The organism is Lyngbya aestuarii BL J, from assembly GCF_000478195.2.
GTDB lineage: Bacteria > Cyanobacteriota > Cyanobacteriia > Cyanobacteriales > Microcoleaceae > Capilliphycus > Capilliphycus aestuarii.
The window spans coordinates 15,898-37,647 of sequence record NZ_AUZM01000040.1 but is presented as its reverse complement, the minus strand read 5'-3'; the positions used below and the strand labels follow the sequence as shown (position 1 = coordinate 37,647).

Below are 21,750 nucleotides of genomic sequence, written 5' to 3'. Positions count from 1 at the left end.
GATGTAGCCTACCATCGATTTATAGCCATTTGTTATAAAATTGTTCAGGAAAACTTATCTTTCTGATAAAATGTATCAAATTGTTAACCAAAGTAGACAGTTTGTAAATTTATGCGGTGAATGTCTATCGCACCTTTTCTTTGTCAAACGGTTAAATTAATGAGATCATTAAGACTTGAGAAGGATTGACTTGTTAAACAAAATCTGTCTAAAAACTGGCTATTGATTTCAACACCTTACCCCATTCAAAAATTATGAACAATATTTCAGAGTACGTCCATCAAACCGCTAATTTAATCGATTTACCCATTAACCCAGAATACCATGAAGGTGTAATTTATAATTTAGAAAAAATTGCCGAACTCGCTAAACTGATCACCGAATTCCCCTTAGATGATAAAATAGAAATAGCCCCCGTATTCGATCCCAGTTTTGAGCCAGAAGCCACCCAAAAATTCCAATAATTATTCTTGAGTGTAACTCCGAAAAATGTCTTTTAATCTCAAACAAGCCGATGCTGTAAAAATATCCCTAGCTATTCGTTCCGGTGAACTCTCCGCCCAAGAAGTTTGTACCCGAACTCTCGACAAAATTAACCAACAAAATCCCACGTTAAACTGTTTTACAACAATCTTATCAGAACAAGCGATCGCCCAAGCAAAAACCCTCGAACAAGCGATCGCGAAAGGACAAGATCCTGGCCCATTAACGGGTGTTCCTTTTGCCGTCAAAAACTTATTTGATATCGCGGGTATCACTACATTAGCCGGATCAAAAATAAACCAAGAAAACCCTCCCGCAAGCCAAGATTCTACCGCAATAAAACGCCTAAAACAAGCGGGTGCGATTCTTATTGGGGCGTTGAATATGGATGAATACGCTTATGGTTTTGTCACCGAAAATTCTCATTATGGGGCGACACCAAACCCCCATGATTTGAGTCGAATTTCTGGCGGTTCTTCTGGGGGTTCAGCCGCTTCTGTTGCCGCAGGTTTAGTCTCTTTTACACTCGGAACAGATACTAATGGATCAATTCGAGTTCCCGCCTCTTTGTGTGGAGTATTCGGCTTTAAACCCACCTATGGACGCTTATCGAGGGCAGGAGTTGCCCTATTTTCAAGTAGTTTAGATCATATCGGCCCGTTTGGAAAATCGGTGCGAGATATTGCCACAATTTATGATATATTACAAGGGGAAGACGAGTGTGATCCGGTCTGTACAAAACGTTCGCCTGAACTCAGTTTACCCCAGCTAGAAACAGGAATTAAGGATGTTAAAATAGCTGTATTAGGGGGATATTTTGCCGAAGCTTGGGAACCCGAAGTTTTAGAAGTTGTCGCCCAAATTGCAACGGCTTTAAATGTTACTCAACAGATTACCATACCCGAAGCCCATCGAGCCAAAGCAGCGGCTTATTTAATCACAGCTTGCGAAGGCAGTAACTTACATTTAGCCAATTTGCGATCACGTCCCCAAGATTTTGATCCAGCAACTCGGGATCGGTTTTTAGCCGGTGCATTAATTCCCGCAACGTGGTACAATCAAGCCCAGCGATTTCGCCGTTGGTATCAACAGCAGGTGCGAGAAATTTTTCGGCAGGTCGATATCCTATTGGCTCCGACAACGCCCTGTGTTGCGCCAAAAATCGGTCAAGAAAAAATGAACATTGAAGGCGTTGAATTATTGGTTCGTCCGAATTTGGGGGTGTATACTCAACCGCTTTCGTTTGTGGGTTTACCTGTTTTGTCAGTTCCGGTCAAACGTTCGGGTCAACTGCCTTTAGGGGTACAAATTATCGCCGCACCGTACAACGAAGCTTTAATCTTACGAGTCGCAAAGTGTTTAGAAGCCCAAGGGATCATCGGAGTGGGAGAGTTCCCCTAAAATAATTAAAGAGAATTGAATCTAAGATCAATTAAAATAAAGGGATATTTTTACATTTTTTTCAAGCTGACTCAGTTCTCAAGCGGTTAAAACCGATCAAACTGCACCGGGTACGAAGGGTTCAATGAGACATCGCATTCAGAGATTGAGGAGGAGTTCATCGCAAGTCCGTGGCAAACGTGAACACAAAACTTTTTTACCCGAAATTCAGTTTAAATCAGTTTGACAACACTTGAGATCCTAAAGTCATTGAAGTTCAGGAAGTACACTACAGTTGGTGGGAAGAGTTCAAGTGGATGATATTAAAATTGGCCGAGGCAAAACAGCCCGCAGAGCCTACGGTATTGATGAAATTGCCTTAGTTCCCGGAACACGCACGCTTGACCCCGGTTTAGCGGATACCCGTTGGACCCTGGGGGGGATTGAGCGAGAAATTCCCATTATTGCCAGTGCAATGGATGGTGTCGTTGATGTGCAGATGGCCGTTCTCCTCAGTGAATTAGGAGCAATGGGAGTGTTGAATTTAGAGGGCGTTCAAACCCGCTATGAAGACCCCAAACCGATATTAAAGCAAATTGCCTCCGTTGACAAAACCCAGTTTGTGCCGTTGATGCAGCAACTCTATGCTCAACCCATTCAGCCGGATTTGATTAAAACTCGGATAGAGCAAATTAAATCACAAGGTGGGATTGCCGCAGTCAGTGCGACTCCAGCCGGAGCAATTAAGTTTGGTCAAGTCGTCGCTGAGGCGGGGGCTGATTTATTCTTCATCCAAGCAACAGTCGTCTCAACTGCATTTTTGTCGGCTGACTCTGTAACCCCTCTCGACTTACATCAGTTTTGTCAAGAAATGCCCATGCCCGTCGTTTTGGGTAATTGTGTCACCTACGAAGTCACCCTGAATTTAATGAAAGCAGGTGCGGCGGGTGTGTTAGTCGGTATTGGGCCAGGAGCCGCTTGTACCTCTCGCGGAGTGTTAGGTGTAGGTGTACCGCAAGCAACCGCAGTCGCCGACTGTGCAGCCGCTCGGGAAGATTATTATCAAGAAACCGGACGTTATGTTCCGGTGATTGCAGATGGCGGTTTAATTACAGGTGGAGATATTTGTAAATGTATTGCTTGTGGCGCCGATGGGGTAATGATTGGTTCTCCCTTTGCCCGAGCCAAAGAAGCACCCGGACAAGGGTTTCACTGGGGAATGGCAACGCCAAGTCCAGTCTTACCTCGGGGAACTCGGATTAGCGTTGGCACCACAGGCACATTAGAACAAATCCTGCGGGGGCCTGCTCAATTAGACGACGGCACTCACAACCTCTTAGGTGCCTTAAAAACCAGTATGGGAACCTTGGGCGCAAAGAGCATTCAGGAAATGCAGCAAGTGGAAGTGGTGATTGCACCGTCGCTGTTGACTGAAGGAAAAGTCTATCAAAAAGCCCAACAACTGGGGATGGGGAAATAGACTCAGCACCTTTTCATTGTCAGTAAAAAATTGTCGGGGTTGATGGGGAGAACTGCGGTGAGATTGGCCGATGAACTAGCGGGACTTAATAGGTACTGCTATTACTCCCTATCTCCCCACCTGCCCATCTCCCCCGGAACCCCATCTCCCCCCCATCCCCGCGAACCCTTGACAAAACTTGTTAATTTGTCGTAAAAATTAGGGCTTACCGACTGGAATTATTTGGAAGAAAATGTCACAATAGAGAAAGCGGAGACGTATGTTTCCGTTCACTCCTCACACCACACTCCGCCTGGACTATTGTTCGGGCGGTTTCTTATTCCCCTGTGATGCCCGGCTCAGGCCAGATCAAGGAGATCAAAACCACACCCCAAACGAATCAGTCTGCTATCAAGATAATCACACCCTGTTCGTTGATGCAAGTTTTTCGTCAAGAAATCTATAATTTTCTGGAGGGGACACCAAAGAGATTTTTTGTAATCCTTCGCTGAAATCCAAGTTTTACCTCTTTTTTAGCCTTCTGTAACTGATATACAGATATTAATGGTACCAATCTGGAGTAAAATAAACATGACTCAAGATCTCAGAAGTCGCCAACCTCTATCTCCAAAATGATTGATTTTGATTTGGAGAGCCATCAGACCGAACACACTTGTTGTGCTTTTCTGCTGAGGTTAGGGGTGAATTTGGAAGGATCAACTCAAGGCTTATGCCGCAATCCGTGCATCCTTGATCAATCCTCCCCAAGCGATGATTCGGAAAGAACAATGATCAACTGTGCAGCGAGAATGTTAATCTCAAACCAGTAGATCTTTCTGTTCGACTCCGCCTTGTGTTCGCGCAAGGAAAGTCTCAAGAGTAATACGACGTGTATAAGGATAGCAAGGCATGTCAGCAGCCCCACAAGTTACAGATGCTAGTTTCAAGCAGGACGTTCTAGAAAGCGACGTCCCCGTTTTAGTAGATTTTTGGGCACCTTGGTGCGGCCCTTGCCGCATGGTTGCACCCGTTGTTGAGGAAATTGCCGAACAATATGCGGGCAAAGTCAAGGTGGTGAAACTGAATACCGACGAGAATCCCAACGTTGCCAACCAGTACGGAATTCGCAGTATTCCAACCTTAATGATTTTCAAAGAGGGTCAGAGGGTGGATATGGTAGTCGGAGCTGTTCCTAAAAGTACATTGGCAAACACTATAGAAAAATACCTTTAACGTTAATAGCTCTGGGCGTGTAGCCGTCAGGTCAAGCAAGCCAGAGCCTTAAAGAGTGACAAGGGGTCGCGCCTTGGAATTATAGGTCTGAGGCGCGTTATAGAAGTTTGTTTGGAAAAGTATGGATTCCTCTGGAACTAACCTAACGGTCGATTCTTTACAAGCCGAAATGCGGTCATTAATTCAGCAGCTTCCGGGCTTGAAGCATGAAAAATGGATTTCGCGATCGCTCTCTAGCCTCGTTCGCATGGCCGGAGAAGAATTTGATACCCTTGATTGGAAAATCCTCTCCGCTTCCCTACTGGATATGGAGCGAGGATTCCAAATCTTTTATCCCTATCGCCACGTTCGCAAAATTTGTATTTTTGGTTCAGCGCGAACTTCACCCGAAGCCGAAGAATATCAAATGGCGGCAGATTTTGCTCGCTTTGTCGCTCAACAAGGCTTTATGATTCTCACCGGAGCAGGGGGCGGGATTATGCAAGCTGGAAATGAAGGGGCGGGGGCGGATCGCTCCTTTGGTTTAAACATTCAGCTTCCCTTTGAACAGTCTTCTAATCCCTTTATCGAAGGCGATGACAAACTGATTAACTTCAAATACTTTTTTACTCGCAAACTCTTTTTTCTACGAGAAAGCGATGCCTTAGCCATGTTTCCAGGGGGATTTGGTACTCTTGATGAAACCTTTGAGTGCTTAACTTTAGCTCAAACTGGAAAATTTGGCCCCGCACCACTGGTTTTAATTGATCATCCCGGGGGTGATTATTGGCATGATTGGCACGCTTTTATTGAAAAACAATTATTGCGAAGGCGACTCATTTCAGCCGATGATCCGAGTATTTACACGATTACCGATAATATTGAAACCGCTTGTAAAGCTATTTCGGATTTTTATCGGGTTTATCACTCTAGTCGCTACGTTAAAGAGTTGCTGGTGATTCGCCTCAAATCAGAACTTTCCGATGAGAATGTCGAAAAACTCAATGACGAGTTTCATGATATCCTCGTTCAAGGCAAAATCGAGAAATCTCTCGCCCGGCCCGCAGAAGCCGGAGATGAAAGCGAACATTTACCCCGTTTAGTTCTGCATTTTAATCAACTCGATATCGGTCGATTGTATCAACTCATTTCTACAATCAATATTTTAGGGGCTACCACACCGGAAACCTCTCACCCGGAACAAAAATAGCTGACCCTACAATTTACCCTACAATTTCAACAAACTAAACAATTGTATTCCTGATTTCCACACTAAATATCCTCTATCGTTGAGATGAAGACCATCGGTACTGAGTTCAGGTTGGAGTTTTCCCTGATCATCGGTAAATAAAGGATGTAAATTCAGATAAACCGCACCTTCGGCTAGAGCGATTGCTTCTAGTTCTCGGTTCAGTTGACGAATCCGAGAATTCGGAATGGCTAACAAGCGCGCGCGACCTTCCCAGGTTGCCTTTTCTGCACTGTGAGGCAAGATAGACTGCACAACAATCTGAGTATTGGGATGAACCCAACGTAAATCCCGTACAATCTCCCGATAGTTGTTTAATAGCGTTTGATCATCAATGCCCCGAATCAAGTCATTAATGCCAATCATAATAAAAACAGTCTCGGGTTGAGTCATATCCAAAGCTTTAAGTCGCTTCAGTAAACCCGTAGATGTTTCACCTGAAATCCCTTGATTGAGCCAAGTTCGTCCCGTTGGCAGTAAATCTGGAGGAAACCAAAGACTCAAGGAATCTCCGGCTAGAACCGTTAAGTGTTTTGGGGGGTCCATCGCCACAGCCTCGGCTTCTCGCTCTAACTGGGCAACCCACTCTTGATAAGTCCACTGATGACGTGGCCCTATTCTGGGAGAAGCAGTTTGGCGGGAGTCGAGATCTGCAAGGGAGTCAGTTTCCACTGTATTACTCATCACCGAAGCATTGGCTTGAGAATTCTCCGGCAAGGTTTCACCTCGCATCAAAAGCAATACAACAGCAAACAGAAGCACTCCGTTGCTAATCAGAGACAACAAAACCCAAGTTGGAATCGTTTTCAAGCGAATAGACACAGAATCGAGATGCAACTGAGAAAATTATCCATCTCCTTTGTAAATTTAGCATTCTGTCCGCCTTTTCAGTGAACAAGAGTTTGGAGATGGAGAGATGGAGAGACGAGAGAAAACGGTAAACTGTTCTGCTGACAAAAAAATCGTCCTTTTTCCAAAAATCGAGGGAATCAAGGACGAAGGACAATTCTAGCAGTTAAACAATGTGGAGAGCGTTAATAATCGCTCAGAATACTGCCCCCACTACTGGGAATTCCCGTTTCACTTCCACCAATACTTGCAGGGCCTACTTCCTTGAGGAACCCATTGTAAGCTTCCATACCATGTTCAGCAATATCGAGGCCTTCATATTCCTGTTCAGGATGAACCCGAATTCCAACTGTTGCTTTGAGTGCGAGCCAGAAAATGGTACTCAGAAGCACGGTAAACGCACCAATCGTCACAACCCCTACAATTTGGGCGGCGAGTTGATCAAATCCACCGTCATAGAATAAGCCAGTTTCGGTATTAAACAACCCTACCGCTAAAGTTCCCCAAATCCCACAAACTAAGTGAACCGAAGTTGCACCCACAGGGTCATCAATCTTGAACTTGTCAAAGAAGCCAACAGAATAGACAACCAAGATCCCTGCCAGCAAACCGATAATTACAGCACCCGAATAGCTAACACCATTACAACCTGCCGTAATACCGACTAAACCCGCCAGAATCCCGTTAATAATCATCGATAAGTCGGGCTTACCATCTTTAACCCAGGACGTAATCGTAGCTGCAACACCACCTGCTGCTGCGGCTAAGTTTGTTGTGACCGCAATATAGGGAACCGCTTCATTCGCCGCTAATTCAGAGCCAGGGTTAAACCCAAACCAGCCAATCCACAGAATTAAACATCCCAGAGTCGCAAAACCCATATTGTGACCCGGAATCGCCCGGGGAGTACCATCTTCAGCATACTTACCCATACGGGGGCCAAGCAGATAGGCTCCTGTCAAAGCGGCCCACCCCCCAACGGAGTGTACAACAGTTGAACCTGCAAAATCTGAAAAACCGGCAACACCTAACCAACCATTACCACTCCAAACCCAGTGACCCGTGATTGGATAGGAAATCCCCACCAACAAAACGCTAAACAGTAAAAAGGCGACAAATTCAATCCGTTCGGCGACAGCACCCGATACAATCGTGGCACCCGTTGCGGCGAAAGCCACCTGAAACAAGAAAAACACACTAACGGGTAAACCCGCCGGAAAAGGATCAAGTCCATAGTTTGCCGATTCTCCGGATAGGAAATAACCCCCTCCGCCAATAAAAGAATTATCGCCCCCAAACATCACCGAAAATCCAAAAGCCCAAAAAACCAGAGTGGCGATCGCAAATACAATTAGGTTTTTTGCCAAAATATTCACCGCATTTTTATGGCGACAGAAGCCCGTTTCGAGCATTCCGAACCCCGCATTCATAAAAATAACTAGAACAGAAGCAACGACAATCCAAATTGTGTTTAAAGCGCCCTGAACATCTTCTGCGGTTAGGGGTTGGGCATCTTCTTGAGCAACTGCGGCAAAACTCCACAGTCCGACAATCAGAGCTGATATCGGAATACAAGCAATCCAGCTTAGAGATAACCATCTGGGTTTATGAAGTCGAGAAAACCGGCTTGCTAACCGACTCGATATAGAACTTTCCCGAGAAGATGAGCGCTGATTAAGGCGTGTTGATTTTTTTCTAGAAAACATTGCTTTAAACATTACGACTCCATATCAAGGGCGTATACAACAAACACGCTCACAAAACATTAAACTTTTTCGAGTGCAACCTCAAAAGTCACGAATTCTCTCTAGGGTTTAGAACCGTGGGAATTGAGCATCTATAGGATTTTTCATCATCACTCAGCCCGAACAAACAGAGGGAAACTTTGGCAAGAGATCTAACCGAGAGATTTTCTCTGCACTCAGAGTTGATGATCTGGCGTACAGATTCGAGTAATTTTCTGTATGACAGACTACACTTTGGTCTGTATCGCTGTCTAGACAATCTCTGGCTCGATTAAAGCGGTAGAACGACCGAAAGTTTGTATCGCAAACTACAGAAATTTAGCCAGAGGAATCGACTTTATCCTGAATGTTGCTCTTGTTGTTCTTGCAAATACTGAGAATAGCCCAATTGTTCCAAGCGCTGTTGTTTATCAAGAACCGATTGTTTCAGCGTCTGGCGATAGTTTAAAACCTGCTGCAACAGTTCTGGCTGATGAGAAGCTAAAATTTGCACCGCCAATAAACCCGCATTTTGAGCATTGCCGATCGCGACAGTCGCCACCGGAATTCCTCGAGGCATTTGGACAATCGAATACAGAGAATCCACCCCTTGCAAATGGCGGCTAGACACCGGCACCCCAATCACAGGTAACGGAGTCAGAGAAGCCACCATCCCCGGCAGATGAGCCGCCCCCCCTGCCCCGGCAATAATCACCTTTAACCCTCGCAGATGAGCGTTTTGGGCGTAGTCTACCATCCGTTCAGGGGTGCGATGAGCCGAAATAATCGCCACTTCATGCGCTACCCCAAACTCTTCGCAAATGGCGATCGCTGCCGCCATACTGGGTAAATCCGAATCGCTCCCCATAATAATCCCTACTTGGGAAGACTCTTGATGTGCTGTGTTTGATAATGAATTCAAAGCTGAACTTGTAACCTACTATGACTCAAACCGCGACACAGACCGCCGCTTCGATAGATATTATCAATGCCCGTTTGCCAGGAGACGACAATCTACAGCAAATTTTAATTCGTCAAGGTAAAATTGCAGCGATTCAAGCCCACAATACCCAAAATTCAGACGATTTCCCCTGTTTGGACTTGGAGGGAGATTGGGTTTCTCTCGGTGGAATTGATCTGCAAATTAACGGGGCTTTGGGTTTAGCCTTTCCAGAAGTAACTCCCCAAGATTACCTCAAGCTGCACGAAATTTGTCAATATTTGTGGAATCAAGGGGTTGATGGATTTTTACCCACCATTGTCACCACAACTCTCGAACAATTTCAGCGATCGCTAGCGACTTTTGCCGAATTTATGCAAACTCCCGCTTCCGCCAACACTGCCCAAATTCTCGGGGTTCATCTCGAAGGGCCATTTCTCAACGCCGAAAAACGCGGCGCTCATCCTCAAGACTGTTTACTTCCCCTCACCTTGGATAACGTCAAACGAGTTTTGGGCGATTATGCCGATATTGTTAAAATCATTACCCTCGCCCCCGAATTAGATCCCACAGGCAAAGTCATTCCGTTTTTACGCAACTTAGGAATTACCGTCAGTTTAGGACATTCTCAGGCAACCGTTGAGCAAGCCAATTTAGCCTTTTCCCAAGGGGCAACAATGGTGACTCATGCGTTTAATGCGATGCCGAGTCTACATCATCGCCAACCGGGACTTTTAGGGGCAGCCTTGGTACATCCAAACGTTCACTGTGGGTTAATTGCCGATGGCCAACACGTGTCTCCCCCGATGATTCAGGTGTTGCTTCAAAGCGCTCGGGGAAAACTCGAAACATCAGGAAAGATTGCGGATGTTTTTCTCGTCAGTGATGCTTTATCCCCTTTGGGTTTAGCCGATGGCGTTTATCCCTGGGATCAACGGCAAATTGAAGTCAGACAAGGAACGGCTCGTTTATTGGACGGAACTCTCGCTGGAACCACTCATCCTCTGTTAGTCGGGGTACAGAATTTGGTCAAGTGGGGCGTTTGTTCGGTTTCTGAAGCGATCGCTCTAGCGACTCATGCCCCTAGAGAAGCTCGCGCCATCTCGGGGATGATCAATTCTCCGGCAACTGAGTTGATTCGATGGACTGAACACCCAGAATTGACCCTCAGTTGGGAACGCCTGTTTCCCAATCTCTCAAAAAGTACCCTTTGAGGGATAATAAAAAAATAGCAGATATCAATTGTGAGATGCTCACAGACAAAAATTATGGGAGATGCCAAGCGTCGCAAGGAAGCTATGGGAGATCGCTATGGTAAGGAAGAAAAGATCTTGCCTTGGCTCCCAGTTACCAAAACTCAAAGCGAACAGTTTGTTCAATGGACAACCCGAGGGGCTTGGGCTGGAATTGGGCTTTTGATTTTGTCCTGGCTGACGATTCGATTTGTTGGCCCGGCTTTTGGATGGTGGGAAGTTGATTAACTGATTTTTGAACCGGAATAGCGACTTGAGAGTCTAATAGGGTAAAGAATCGAGTTAGAGCTGTCTGCTGAGAGAATCACGGTTTTCTGAAAATTATGGGTAAGGGGGTGTTACATACGCCCCTAAGACTCACGGTTGACGGATCACTGTTAAAACTTCAAGTGGACAATCAACTTCACACAACTTCATTAGAAATTAACATCAGTTTTTCTTGAAGAAAAGATAAGTTAATTAAAACCCAAAAGCCCAGTTGATATCAAAATCTTTTTAAGAGTTCTAAAAAATGTATAATCTATAACTTATACTTATACTATCAGTTATTCTAATCTTCCTTCAAAAATGGGTGATAAAGACTGTTAAACCCCTGTTATCAGGGCAGTGAAAGTCTTAAGCGTAAAGTTTTTCAGGCTTCTATTGTCCGAGGTGACGAGTTGAATGATTTCTCAGATATCCGGAAAAAGAGTTCAGAATGATGATGATCTTTTTAGGAAATTAGAGTTATACTGTGCCAACATTGAGACACCAATTTCTTAAGATTGTGTTACATTTTTTAATAAATCTTAAGTGTGGTGATAGGAGGGCAGATTATGTTTCTTAGACTAGCGGAACAACACCGTAAATTCGTACAGGATCTCGTAATGAATCTTCAGGCTTTAGCGATAGTGCTAGAGCGTCAAGGCTATCTAGCCTCTTGCTATACCTGTGGTGGCCAAATGAATAGTGCTTCCTTCATGGTCAGTTTGGGAGATAATCATCTGATTCGTTTCCTGGTTTCGGACTATGGCATCACTTGGACTGAAATGCGAGATGATCGTGAATTGATGAAGTTAGAAGGAGCCGAAGCCATTAGTCAATTGCAAGAATTAGCGAATTTAGTCAAGTACAAAGTCGAACCGTCTATGGTTTTACCGAAGCTGGCTTAATGATTTAGCCAATGGTAATAGAGTCGATTCGATAATGACTTACTCATACAACTCTATCTGATTTTGTTGTTGGTGTTACACTTCTCCAGATGTTAACCTTGAATAAAGGACACTGCTTGAGATTGTGATGTCTATCTGACAAAGTAGGCAAAAGCTTCGGGCAGTGCTAAGTATCGAAAAAGGCGGTATATGGCAATAACATTGGAGTCTGAGTGGCAGCACTTGTTTGTTGAGACAAACAACATTCGTTTACATTCGGTCACTCAAGGTGAAGGCGAACTGGTTGTCCTCCTACATGGCTTTCCGGAATTTTGGTATTCTTGGCGTTATCAAATTCCGGCTTTAGCTCGTCATTATAAAGTCGTTGTTCCTGATTTACGCGGCTACAACGATTCTGATAAGCCAGCAACAGGTTATGATTTGGATACGCTGAGTGCTGATATTCAGGGCTTAATTGAGCGTTTGGGTTATACAAAAGCTCATATTGTTGGACATGATTGGGGAGGAACAATCGCATGGCACATGGCCCAAAAATTTCCCCAATATGTTAACCGTCTGGCGGTTTTAAACGCTCCTCCTCCTCATCGCTTTGTCCAAGAGTTGATGAGTAATATAGATCAACTGCGTCGGAGTTGGTTTGTTTTGGCGTTTCAAGTTCCCAATTTACCCGAATGGTTAATTCAACAAAATTTGAATAACTTTGTGATTGACTTACTGCGTGGACAGGCGATTCGTAAAGGGGCTTTTAGCGCAGAAGAAACTAAAATTTATCAAGCTGCATTAGAAAAACCAGGCGTGATTGCGTCAGCATTGAACTACTATCGTCAACTATTATGGCCACCGAACTGGCTTTCGAGTACAATGCGATCGCCTCAAAAGGTTGAATCTCCCACTCTGGTATTATGGGGTAAGGAAGATGAGTTTTTTAGTCATAAACTTTTAGAGGGTTTAGATCGCTTAATTGCAGCACCGTTTAAATTACAATTAGTTGCAGATTGTGGTCATTGGATTCAACAAGAAGTTCCCCAAACCGTTAACCGCGAACTGATCAGCTTTTTGCGAGATTAATTCAATTATTTCATTTTTTTGATTGAGATATTTTTTGGTGATCAGAGGCGACAAGTGTGAGACAGAATCTACAACGGTTTTTACTCCCGATATTCGTCTCTATCGCAACATTACCCGTTAGTGCCAACCTCAATGCTTCAGTTTTTGATTCTGAGCAACCTCAAAAATCGACTCAATTTTTGGTTTCACTTCCGGAAATAATTTATCCCTTACCATTAGGAAGATATCACTTTAGTTATCTTACCACTGACGATTCAGTTTTACAACAATTAAACGCAATTGTTCAACTCAAAGGACTCGACTTTCCTCCCCCTCGCACTCAAGGACAAGCTACAATTCCCTTGAAACAGCAGCTAGAAGGAAGTCAGGTTTTTACTGTTGAACTTACCCTTGGAAATCAATCCGGTGAGTTTCTGTTAGACACTGGGGCTTCTACAACCATGCTATCAACACCAATGGTTGAACGGTTAGGGTTGGAAGGAGAAAAAGTTGCCAATGAACAGTTAACCTCAGCCGTCGCGGGTGATGATTGTCCTGAAATGAGTGCGACAGTACATCAACTTCCAACTCTGACGATGGATGGAGTGCGGGTTGAAGAATTGAGAGGTTTAGAATTTACAAATACCCTGATTCCCGGTGAACTTTCGGGAGTGTTGGGGATGGATTTTTTACGACATTTTGACCTAAACTTAAACCCCAAAACCCAACAATTAAAACTTCTAACGCCTTCTCAACTCAATTCTATCCAAACTCAACAAGCTATTCCCTTAAAAAGTCGCTTAGGAGTAATGTTAGCAGAAATCAAAATCAATGGTCTAGGGCCGTTTACATTTATGTTGGATACGGGAGCAGATACGATTTTTATTTCTCCTTCCCTGAGCTTAAGTTTACAACTCGATCAAGCCTCTCGTCAAGAGATTCAAGTCATTGGGTTTTGTGGGTTAGAAATGGCTGAACGTTCGACGTTAAAACAAGTCAAAATGGGAGACAGCCAACAAACTAATCTAGAAGCAGTAATTTTATCTTCTCCTTCGGTATTAGATTTGTTAGAAGTTGATGGAATATTAGGTCAGAATTTTCTCAATCACTACGAACAATATTGGCGGTTTAATTTAACAGATGAGTCTAAAAGTGGGAACGCTAACAATTTTGAGGGAAGTTTGATATTGTTACCAATTTATCAAAACTCCCAACACTGAACTTTTGACTGACGACGAAAAGCTTCTCAAAAAACTACACTTGCAAAAGATGTAAATTTATGTATCGTATCCAGTTAGTAGGATTTTAGACATTATGATTAACGTTATTGCATTTTCTCAACTCAATCAATGTCCGTCTTCTCTATCTATTCCGTTAAAAGCGCTGTGGTATGACTTACAGGGAGATTGGAATCAGGCGCATATTTTAGTACAAGATGAAAGCGATTCTGAGAGTGCGTGGGTTCATGCTTATCTCCATCGCAAGGAAGGGGATATTCCCAATGCGCGATATTGGTATAAACGCAGCCAACAACTGGAATTTTCAGGGAGTTTAAAGCAAGAATGGGAACACATCGCCCGAAATTTGTTGTTAAGTGCGGATGAGTTGGATGTGTCAAAGCGTTAATGTTGTAATCTCATCAATAACTATTCAAAATTGATGTCTTGCAAACTTATGAGTTTGTAGTTGGGCTTTAGTCGTTGTTTTTGGCGTTGAAGTCTAACTATGAACTCATTGTTGTGTAGTTATCCAACCCTTAATATGATAATCTTATTCATAACTGATAGAACATTCTTTAACTGAAAGCATCATCCAAAAAGTGAGACGCTTGGACTTTTGTTTTCATTTTCACAGAAAATGTTATTGAGGATAATGAGTTATGGAAAGTATTTTCAATGATGGGTTTCAGCCTCTCAACTGTGATGAGGATGTTTTAATGTTGGGAAAGGATACATTTGTAGTCAGAAAATTTAAAGACATAGTTTTAAGAAATATTCAAAACAACATATATTCTAATTATAACAGTTCTAAGCACCTTTTTCTTTTACGGGAAATGACTGGCGCATTATCGGGCGGAAACATTCATTTTCAATCGTCTGAAAGTCATTGGAAGTTTTGTACTCAAGATGTAGAATGTCAATTATTAGGATTTGGATATTCCGCTTGGCAAAAGGGTAAATTAAGAATTAAAACAGATATTGATCTTTGTAATCACCAGAAAGTCATTATTCAAATCAATTTAGAATTTTGTTTAAAGGAACAGAATGAATACCAAGATCCGATTGACAAGCTTCGACAACTTTAATTAGACTTACAAATAGATTAGGATAAATAATGGGTTATGAAAAGCAATTTTAATAATGGGTTTCAATCTCTAAATTGTGATGAAGATGTTTTATTATTTACATATGATATAACATATACAGTCGGATTATTTGCAGAATTGATTTTAGAAAAAATTAGAGCTAATGTCTGCGATAATGCTCGAGTTATTGGTATAGTGAGAAGTGGAATTTTAGTTAATAACAAGGTTCCTTTTGAACTATTTGAAAGTCAATGGGAATCTTCCACAGAAGAATTAGAATGTCAATTATTAGGAGTTGGATATTCAGGATGGAAGAAAGGAAAATTAAGAATTAAAACAGATGTTGATTTTCGTTATCAAAATCCTGATTTTACTGCTCCCGTTATTTCAGCAAGACAATTAGAACTAGCTGGAATAATCATCAAAATTGATTTAGAATTCTCTCCCGACGAACCCAACGAATACCAATCACCTCTTGATAAACTCCGACAACTTGAATCTGATTTATAATAAGAATAATCAAGAACAATTATTAGGGTTGTGTAGGGGTGCAAGGCTTGCGCCCCTTGGTTGCGCCCCCAGGGGGAATTTACAATAAAAATAGATGTCTGTATATTGGCGTTTTTATTGGAAATTTCAATAACAGTTATTGGGTATTTATTATAAAAATAGATGGATTTATATCGGCGTTTTTTTATATTTCGACGGCTATGATTCGGGCGCAAGCCTTGCGCCCCTACGGAGAACCTGATTTTTTATTGATATCTCGTTAACTGAACACGATACCGTTCTTTTTTTGTCACAGCAACTTCCCCAACTTCTAAGCGCCCTTTTCCGCGAATTGCGATTAAATCTCCCGACTTAACTTGATAACTCGCTTGACTAATATCTTTCCAATTTACCCTGACATCACCCCCATCAATTAAACTCACCATTTTGCTACGAGACATTCCAAACCCCGCAGACGCCACCGCATCTAACCGCATGGAAGCTTCAACGGTTGTCATTTCTTTTTTCTTGGGTGGACGTATCTTTAACTCACTTAATTCTATGCGTTTTGTTTTGACGGGAACAGAACGAACTTGAGTCAAACTCATTTCTAAAAATTCGACTAATTCAGGAACAACAACCGCGTGGGCGCCTCGTTCTCCTAAGACAATAATATCACCTGTTTTTTCTCGTACAATACCTGTTCCGAGCATCGAACCTAAAAAATCTCGATGGGTAGCAGTATCAAAGAGAAAATTCCCCGAAATATCAATCGCTTCAACCGCAACACTAGAATCATCTAAAGGAAGTTCAGAACGAGCGATCGCAATGCGTTGACGTTCGGCTTGGGGATAACCGCCTCCTGTAACTAATTGTACCTCAGTTAGACGGTTAAAAATGCGTTGCGCCTCTGCCAGTTCCGGCGGTGAAAGAAAGTCTGTATAGGTGACTTCCCAGGTTTTTATCGCTTGTTCGGCTTGATCGATCACCCGAGCAATACAATCTCGATTTTCAACACTATTTAACAGTTCTTCTCTAGGCAGCATTCGTTGATTTTAGAGGTTTAAACTATGAGTTTTGCAGACTGAAAGTTTGACATTCAAGTTCACCATTATTATAACACAAATCAATGAACAAAGAATGAATCGTGTTAACTGGGTGCGGCATAACCTTGAATATTTTCCGGTTCAAACTGACGTAAAACACTGGTTGCTTTGCGAGTCGAACTTTCCGAACCTTCAACTACAATCAGATATTTTCCAGCATTTAATCGGTTGCGATAAGGTAAAGCATCACCGCCCCCAACAATTAAACCGACACCACCTCCGGCCACAATACTTCCTAAACCGCCAGAAATCCCTCCGAGAATCCCACCAATAATATGATTACCAATTTCTCCTGCCCAATAAAACGTATTTAATCCGGTGATCAAACTAAACGTATAACCCGCCACAAACCCAAAAGGAATCAACCAAAATGCCATAAACTTGACTTGTTTCCAGGCTTGTTCTTGGGGATCAATTAAGCCATATTCATCAGCACTTTTGTATCCTTGACCTAAAATGGCTACTTTCTGCATGGGGAAACCTTCTTTTTCTAGGGCAACATAAGCGGCTTCGGCAGAGATACGATCGCTCAATACGGCTACGAGATAGTTCATAGATGCAAAAAAAATGTTTTAATCCGTTTTTATTGATGAAAAAACTGCTCTTTAGAAAGCAGTCTTCCGTCATTTTACCTGATTTTATACGATTGAGGAGCATCAAGATCAATCAATTTGCCGAAAAAAATCCACCAATTATCTGCACTCAAAACCTTGAATTTCAACTGTCAAAAGAGAGAAATGGGTCGAGCGGAATTTTTAAGGATTCAAGGTCAATCGTCAAAGTCCAATCTGGGGAATCCAGTCGCCAGAGTGCAACCCTGTCGAATCAATTGACTATTTTTTGGATCAGAAAGCTTAATTTTTTCCAACAATCAGCCCAAAAAAGTCCCCGAAACCAGGTAGAATAACGTACTGCGGTATTATAAACACCAGAATAGAGATCTGATTCAACAGATTCTCCAAACGGTAAACACCCCAATCCATAACGGGGTAGCATCTCCCGCCCTACTGTTGCAACCCATTTGCATAATTATGCCTAAGGTTCTTGTCTCCGATTCAATCGATCCAGCTGGAATTGATATCCTTTCCCAAGTGGCGCAAGTCGATGTTAAAACAGGTTTGCCCGCAGAGGAATTAGTCAAAATTATTTCAGAATATGATGCTTTAATGATACGTTCCGGCACTCGCGTCACCCAAGAAATAATTGAAGCGGGCGTTCAGCTTAAAATTATCGGTCGAGCTGGTGTCGGAGTCGATAACGTCGATGTAGCTGCCGCTACACGAGCAGGAATCGTTGTCGTGAACTCTCCCGAGGGAAATACCATTGCTGCTGCTGAACACGCCCTGGCGATGATGTTATCCTTATCGCGCTACATTGCCGAAGCCAACCAATCGGTGAAAAGTGGTAAATGGGATCGTAAAAAGTTTATCGGCGTTGAAGTCTATAAAAAAACCTTGGGAATTGTTGGCCTCGGTAAAATTGGTTCTCACGTCGCCGCCGCCGCCAAAGCAATGGGGATGAAACTTCTCGCTTTTGATCCTTACATTTCCCAAGAACGAGCCGATCAACTCAGTTGTCGCTTGGTAGACTTAGAGCTATTGTTGCAAGAGTCTGACTATATTACCTTGCATATGCCCAAAACGAAGGACACGTATCATATGATTGATGCGAAAGCCTTCGAGATGATGAAACCCACCGCCCGAATTGTTAACTGTGCGCGAGGGGGAATTATTGATGAAGCGGCTTTAGTCGAAGCTCTCAAACAAGGCCAAATTGCCGGGGCTGCGATTGATGTTTATGAAAATGAACCCCTAGAAGCAGATTCACCCCTGAGAGCATTAGATCAAAAACTGGTTCTCACGCCCCATTTAGGCGCTTCCACCGAAGAAGCCCAAGTTAACGTTGCGGTTGATGTCGCCGAACAAATTCGAGATGTATTACTCGGTTTACCTGCACGTTCTGCGGTGAATATTCCCGGTTTGTATCCCGACGCCCTCGAAAAACTCAAGCCTTATCTTCAGTTGGCGGAAACTTTGGGAAATCTGGTTAGTCAGTTAGCTGGAGGACGAGTTGATTTCTTGGATGTTCGTCTACAAGGGGAACTCGCCACAAACAATAGTCAGCCTGTGGTTGTTGCTTCTCTTAAAGGCTTACTCTCTCAAGCATTGCGTGAACGGGTTAACTATGTCAACGCCAGCATCGAAGCTAAAGAACGAGGGATTCATGTAATCGAAACCCGCGATGCTTCGGCTAATGACTACACCGGATCGTTACACTTAGAAGCGAAGGGGTCTTTAGGTACTCATTCAGTCACAGGGGCATTACTGGGATCAAGTGAAATGCGGATTACCAATCTTGATGGTTTCCCGATTAACGTCCCCCCGACTCACCATATGCTATTTACCCTACACCGGGATATGCCGGGAATTATTGGTAAAATTGGCTCTCTTTTGGGCAGTTTTAACGTTAATATTGCCAGTATGCAAGTCGGCCGAAAAATTGTCCGGGGTGAGGCGGTTATGGTCTTAAGTATTGATGACCCCTTACCAGAAGGTCTCTTAAGTGAGATTATGAAAGTACCTGGAATTCGGGATGCTTATACCGTTACTCTCTAAGTTACATTGGCAGTAAAAATTATTCGGAGTTCGGAAGGTGTGATCGGGGGGTTCTCCTGAGCTTCTACTGGACAATGGTAAAAAGGCTCAGGGTGACTCTATATGGATGTCTGACGACAAGCCATCACAAATTCCGAATTCCGAATTTTGCAGGATTGACATGATACATAGCTGGTGGGAAATTCAAGTTCTATGCGATCCCGTGTTAGAAGAATCTGTCTTCTGGCGTCTGGAGAGTTTTGGCTGTCGAGGAACAGCGAGTCAGAATCAAAACAATTCCTGCCTAGTTTCAGCTTATCTTCCTGAAGAAAAAGCTCATTTATTAGATTTAGCCGCACTTTCCTTATGGCTACGTCAAGATGCGCTTTGTATGGAGACGAGCCTTCCCGTTGTTCAATGGAAATTGATTGATGAACAAGACTGGGCGAGTAGCTGGAAAAAACATTGGGAACCGACAAAGATTGGTGATTATTTCTTGATTTATCCGGCTTGGCTAGAAACACCTGCTGAGTCTGATCGGATTTTATTACATCTTGATCCGGGTGTTGCTTTCGGGACAGGCGCTCATGCGACTACTCAGCTTTGTCTAGAATCAATTGAAATGCGGTTGAGTATCAAACCTGAAAATTTGGTTGTCGCAGATGTTGGCTGTGGTTCTGGGATATTATCGATTGGGGCGTTACTATTGGGGGCGACTCAAGCCTACGCGGTTGATATTGATCCCATGGCAGTACGTTCGGCTCGTCAGAATCGTAAACTAAACAATCTTTCTTCTACACAAATGAAAGTAGAACAGGGAGGAATAGAAGAAATTATTCAGTTAGCAAATGAGCCAGTTGATGGCATTCTTTGCAATATTTTAGCAGAAGTCATTATTGATTTAATTCCTAAATTTACTGTGATTACTAAACCGACAACCTGGGGAATTCTCAGTGGAATTTTACTCGACCAAGCTAAACCCATTGCCGATACTCTCGAACAACATGGGTGGATAGTCGCAACACTTTGGAAACGCCAAGACTGGTGTTGTTTTAACATTCGACGGTCTTAAATAGGCAAGAGGCAAAAGTCAAGAGGCGCTCTTGCAACAGGCGCTCTTGCAAAAGGCAAAAAACTGGTCACTGTTAACTGTTAACTGTTTTCACTGTTTAATAACCCCTTGCATCGGCCCTAAATATTGAGTTAAATAAGGCGAAAATACCTCATAAATGAGCGTCAACGGTTTACCCTGATGCCAAAATAAATAATGACGCCCCCAAAACGGCCCCTCTTGTCCAAAAGCTAATTCTAAAGCCTTCGACTCCCCATAATATAATCCCTGTACATCCCGGTATAACTCTGTTCTCAGACGGGCTAAACTCGCCCAAATTGGCAAGGAACGGTTTTGTAAATACTCATCAACATGACTCGCTTCCCACCAAGACGCCGCATAAGCCAGTCGTTGTCCTGAAGCGGTTTTTAACCAAACTTGTCGTCGTAGTCGTGGCCCGGGTACTAATTCAATCGCATCCGGGGCGCTATCTCTATCTATCCCCACAGGCGACATATCAATCACATCTACCTCTGTCGGTTCGGTCGTTAACAGTTGTAAGTGACGAGTCGGAGAACCATCGCCTAGTAACAAAATTTGCCACGCGGGAGACAGTTGGCTATGGGGTAAACCCTGACGAACTTTTTCTTCTCCGCCCTCCCAGTGGGTACGGAGACGGTGCCAAGCGGTTGGCTGTTGAATCGGGTCAGTTGATTTTAAGCTAGCAGTCAAAGCTCTTTACATTTCTTAATCTTCAGTTTATTATCATAGCGTGTTTATTCTCTAAGAAGATCAAGCTCACAACTTAGCTGAACCCCAATACATCCTCATAGAGTTCACGAATAGCGCATTTAAAGCCAATTGAGGAGAGTTCGAGTTCGTCTTCTGCGTTGTAGGGATAAAGAACCCAAAACCCTTGTTCATTGCGGCGAAAACATTCAACATTAATCTGATCTTGACTAATTAAAATATATTCTTCTAAGGTTTCAATTTGTCGATAATCTGCAAATTTATTCCCTCGGTTAAAGGCTTCTGTACTCGGCGATAACACTTCCACAATTAAACGAGGGTATTTTTTGAAATCATCAGGATTTTGATCGCGAGAATCACAAGTTACAAATAAATCGGGATAATAATAAACATCGGCTGCTTCAATTTGGACTTTCATATTGCCGATATAGGCACGACAACCCTGACCCCGAACATGATTTCTAAGTAAAACAAATAAGTTACCCGCAATCGTTTCATGGGCATCACTTCCGCCTGCCATTGCATAAACTTCTCCGCGAATATATTCATGTTTGATCTGGCTAACTTTTTCGCCTTCGAGATAATCTTTGTGAGAAATAGTATAAGACTCTTGTAAACGAGAAACCATCACTTAAAATAATTAAAATTTGTTTTTTTGTATTATAGCATTACTCTAAAAGAAACGTTGTAGAGTCAATATATTCCTGT

The 21,750-nt window shown here is 43.0% G+C and carries 22 protein-coding genes; 15 read left to right on the top strand and 7 right to left on the bottom strand.

The window, feature by feature from the left end; translation table 11 throughout:
* The first annotated feature begins 254 nt into the window (after positions 1-254).
* The 5 genes from M595_RS16905 to M595_RS16885 all read left to right on the top strand — a co-directional run bounded on the left by M595_RS16905 (position 255) and on the right by M595_RS16885 (position 5,744).
* Positions 255-464: a DUF4089 domain-containing protein gene (locus M595_RS16905; protein WP_023067575.1), complete on the top strand. Its 210-nt coding sequence runs from the start codon at positions 255-257 to the stop codon at positions 462-464.
* Between the two features lie 25 nt (positions 465-489).
* A complete protein-coding gene (locus M595_RS16900; protein WP_023067532.1) occupies positions 490-1,884 on the top strand; it encodes an AtzE family amidohydrolase in 1,395 nt (464 codons plus the stop codon).
* A gap of 292 nt (positions 1,885-2,176) precedes the next feature.
* Positions 2,177-3,343, top strand: coding sequence for a GuaB3 family IMP dehydrogenase-related protein (locus M595_RS16895; protein WP_023067542.1), 1,167 nt, complete (start codon positions 2,177-2,179; stop codon positions 3,341-3,343).
* An 888-nt stretch (positions 3,344-4,231) separates the two neighbouring features.
* Entirely contained in the window at positions 4,232-4,555 is a 324-nt protein-coding gene (gene trxA, locus M595_RS16890; protein WP_040484249.1) for a thioredoxin, read from the top strand.
* A gap of 121 nt (positions 4,556-4,676) precedes the next feature.
* Positions 4,677-5,744, top strand: coding sequence for an LOG family protein (locus M595_RS16885; RefSeq protein ID WP_023067536.1), 1,068 nt, complete (start codon positions 4,677-4,679; stop codon positions 5,742-5,744).
* 18 nt (positions 5,745-5,762) lie between these two features.
* Here the strand turns inward: M595_RS16885 and M595_RS16880 are convergent, their stop codons facing one another.
* The 3 genes from M595_RS16880 to purE form a co-directional block, all read right to left on the bottom strand.
* Positions 5,763-6,605 (bottom strand): SGNH/GDSL hydrolase family protein, encoded by an 843-nt coding sequence (locus tag M595_RS16880; protein WP_023067564.1) that lies wholly within the window; start codon positions 6,603-6,605, stop codon positions 5,763-5,765.
* A 212-nt stretch (positions 6,606-6,817) separates the two neighbouring features.
* Complete coding sequence (locus M595_RS16875) at positions 6,818-8,338, bottom strand: ammonium transporter (RefSeq protein ID WP_040484248.1); 1,521 nt, start codon at positions 8,336-8,338, stop codon at positions 6,818-6,820.
* A 376-nt stretch (positions 8,339-8,714) separates the two neighbouring features.
* Positions 8,715-9,278 (bottom strand): 5-(carboxyamino)imidazole ribonucleotide mutase, encoded by a 564-nt coding sequence (gene purE / locus M595_RS16870; RefSeq protein WP_275044467.1) that lies wholly within the window; start codon positions 9,276-9,278, stop codon positions 8,715-8,717.
* A gap of 20 nt (positions 9,279-9,298) precedes the next feature.
* On the opposite strand from purE, the gene nagA reads away from it, so the two are divergent.
* The 8 genes from nagA to M595_RS16830 all read left to right on the top strand — a co-directional run bounded on the left by nagA (position 9,299) and on the right by M595_RS16830 (position 15,562).
* Positions 9,299-10,510, top strand: a complete 1,212-nt coding sequence (gene nagA, locus M595_RS16865) for an N-acetylglucosamine-6-phosphate deacetylase (protein WP_023067551.1) — start codon at positions 9,299-9,301, stop codon at positions 10,508-10,510.
* A 54-nt stretch (positions 10,511-10,564) separates the two neighbouring features.
* Positions 10,565-10,777, top strand: coding sequence for a DUF2839 domain-containing protein (locus tag M595_RS16860; RefSeq protein ID WP_009786792.1), 213 nt, complete (start codon positions 10,565-10,567; stop codon positions 10,775-10,777).
* A gap of 587 nt (positions 10,778-11,364) precedes the next feature.
* The gene (locus tag M595_RS16855; protein ID WP_009786791.1) at positions 11,365-11,700 is read left to right on the top strand and encodes a DUF1815 family protein; all 336 of its coding nucleotides are present in this window, start codon (positions 11,365-11,367) and stop codon (positions 11,698-11,700) included.
* A gap of 189 nt (positions 11,701-11,889) precedes the next feature.
* On the top strand, positions 11,890-12,768 hold the full coding sequence (locus M595_RS16850; RefSeq protein WP_040484247.1) for an alpha/beta fold hydrolase: 879 nt from the start codon (positions 11,890-11,892) through the stop codon (positions 12,766-12,768).
* A 56-nt stretch (positions 12,769-12,824) separates the two neighbouring features.
* Positions 12,825-13,967, top strand: a complete 1,143-nt coding sequence (locus M595_RS16845; protein WP_023067576.1) for a retropepsin-like aspartic protease — start codon at positions 12,825-12,827, stop codon at positions 13,965-13,967.
* A gap of 94 nt (positions 13,968-14,061) precedes the next feature.
* A complete protein-coding gene (locus M595_RS16840) occupies positions 14,062-14,373 on the top strand; it encodes a hypothetical protein (protein WP_023067569.1) in 312 nt (103 codons plus the stop codon).
* Between the two features lie 253 nt (positions 14,374-14,626).
* Positions 14,627-15,052 carry a KGK domain-containing protein gene (locus tag M595_RS16835; protein WP_023067572.1) on the top strand — a complete coding sequence of 142 codons (426 nt, stop codon included), beginning with the start codon at positions 14,627-14,629 and terminating at the stop codon, positions 15,050-15,052.
* 36 nt (positions 15,053-15,088) lie between these two features.
* Positions 15,089-15,562 carry a KGK domain-containing protein gene (locus M595_RS16830; RefSeq protein ID WP_040484246.1) on the top strand — a complete coding sequence of 158 codons (474 nt, stop codon included), beginning with the start codon at positions 15,089-15,091 and terminating at the stop codon, positions 15,560-15,562.
* Positions 15,563-15,807: 245 nt separating this feature from the next.
* Here M595_RS16830 and M595_RS16820 read toward each other — a convergent pair whose 3' ends face one another.
* Together M595_RS16820 and M595_RS16815 are read right to left on the bottom strand one after the other, a co-directional pair.
* Positions 15,808-16,587 (bottom strand): photosystem II electron transport protein, Sll1252 family, encoded by a 780-nt coding sequence (locus M595_RS16820; protein ID WP_023067570.1) that lies wholly within the window; start codon positions 16,585-16,587, stop codon positions 15,808-15,810.
* A 104-nt stretch (positions 16,588-16,691) separates the two neighbouring features.
* On the bottom strand, positions 16,692-17,201 hold the full coding sequence (locus tag M595_RS16815) for a hypothetical protein (RefSeq protein ID WP_023067579.1): 510 nt from the start codon (positions 17,199-17,201) through the stop codon (positions 16,692-16,694).
* A 477-nt stretch (positions 17,202-17,678) separates the two neighbouring features.
* On the opposite strand from M595_RS16815, the gene serA reads away from it, so the two are divergent.
* Positions 17,679-19,262, top strand: a complete 1,584-nt coding sequence (gene serA / locus M595_RS16810) for a phosphoglycerate dehydrogenase (RefSeq protein WP_040484245.1) — start codon at positions 17,679-17,681, stop codon at positions 19,260-19,262.
* Positions 19,263-19,422: 160 nt separating this feature from the next.
* Entirely contained in the window at positions 19,423-20,313 is an 891-nt protein-coding gene (prmA, locus tag M595_RS16805) for a 50S ribosomal protein L11 methyltransferase (protein ID WP_023067534.1), read from the top strand.
* 90 nt (positions 20,314-20,403) lie between these two features.
* Here prmA and M595_RS16800 read toward each other — a convergent pair whose 3' ends face one another.
* Together M595_RS16800 and M595_RS16795 are read right to left on the bottom strand one after the other, a co-directional pair.
* On the bottom strand, positions 20,404-21,024 hold the full coding sequence (locus M595_RS16800; RefSeq protein WP_023067528.1) for a chorismate lyase: 621 nt from the start codon (positions 21,022-21,024) through the stop codon (positions 20,404-20,406).
* Between the two features lie 73 nt (positions 21,025-21,097).
* Positions 21,098-21,670: a Uma2 family endonuclease gene (locus M595_RS16795; RefSeq protein ID WP_023067553.1), complete on the bottom strand. Its 573-nt coding sequence runs from the start codon at positions 21,668-21,670 to the stop codon at positions 21,098-21,100.
* Positions 21,671-21,750 lie beyond the last annotated feature (80 nt).

Bases quoted from the DNA above. Each gene is read 5' to 3' on its own strand.
- M595_RS16905 (WP_023067575.1), top strand. From the start codon at position 255: ATGAACAATATTTCAGAGTACGTCCATCAAACCGCTAATTTAATCGAT.
- M595_RS16900 (WP_023067532.1), top strand. From the start codon at position 490: ATGTCTTTTAATCTCAAACAAGCCGATGCTGTAAAAATATCCCTAGCT.
- trxA (WP_040484249.1), top strand. From the start codon at position 4,232: ATGTCAGCAGCCCCACAAGTTACAGATGCTAGTTTCAAGCAGGACGTT.
- M595_RS16885 (WP_023067536.1), top strand. From the start codon at position 4,677: ATGGATTCCTCTGGAACTAACCTAACGGTCGATTCTTTACAAGCCGAA.
- M595_RS16875 (WP_040484248.1), bottom strand. From the start codon at position 8,338: ATGTTTTCTAGAAAAAAATCAACACGCCTTAATCAGCGCTCATCTTCT.
- nagA (WP_023067551.1), top strand. From the start codon at position 9,299: ATGACTCAAACCGCGACACAGACCGCCGCTTCGATAGATATTATCAAT.
- M595_RS16860 (WP_009786792.1), top strand. From the start codon at position 10,565: ATGGGAGATGCCAAGCGTCGCAAGGAAGCTATGGGAGATCGCTATGGT.
- M595_RS16855 (WP_009786791.1), top strand. From the start codon at position 11,365: ATGTTTCTTAGACTAGCGGAACAACACCGTAAATTCGTACAGGATCTC.
- M595_RS16850 (WP_040484247.1), top strand. From the start codon at position 11,890: ATGGCAATAACATTGGAGTCTGAGTGGCAGCACTTGTTTGTTGAGACA.
- M595_RS16840 (WP_023067569.1), top strand. From the start codon at position 14,062: ATGATTAACGTTATTGCATTTTCTCAACTCAATCAATGTCCGTCTTCT.
- M595_RS16835 (WP_023067572.1), top strand. From the start codon at position 14,627: ATGGAAAGTATTTTCAATGATGGGTTTCAGCCTCTCAACTGTGATGAG.
- M595_RS16830 (WP_040484246.1), top strand. From the start codon at position 15,089: ATGAAAAGCAATTTTAATAATGGGTTTCAATCTCTAAATTGTGATGAA.
- M595_RS16820 (WP_023067570.1), bottom strand. From the start codon at position 16,587: ATGCTGCCTAGAGAAGAACTGTTAAATAGTGTTGAAAATCGAGATTGT.
- M595_RS16815 (WP_023067579.1), bottom strand. From the start codon at position 17,201: ATGAACTATCTCGTAGCCGTATTGAGCGATCGTATCTCTGCCGAAGCC.
- serA (WP_040484245.1), top strand. From the start codon at position 17,679: ATGCCTAAGGTTCTTGTCTCCGATTCAATCGATCCAGCTGGAATTGAT.
- prmA (WP_023067534.1), top strand. From the start codon at position 19,423: ATGATACATAGCTGGTGGGAAATTCAAGTTCTATGCGATCCCGTGTTA.
- M595_RS16795 (WP_023067553.1), bottom strand. From the start codon at position 21,670: ATGGTTTCTCGTTTACAAGAGTCTTATACTATTTCTCACAAAGATTAT.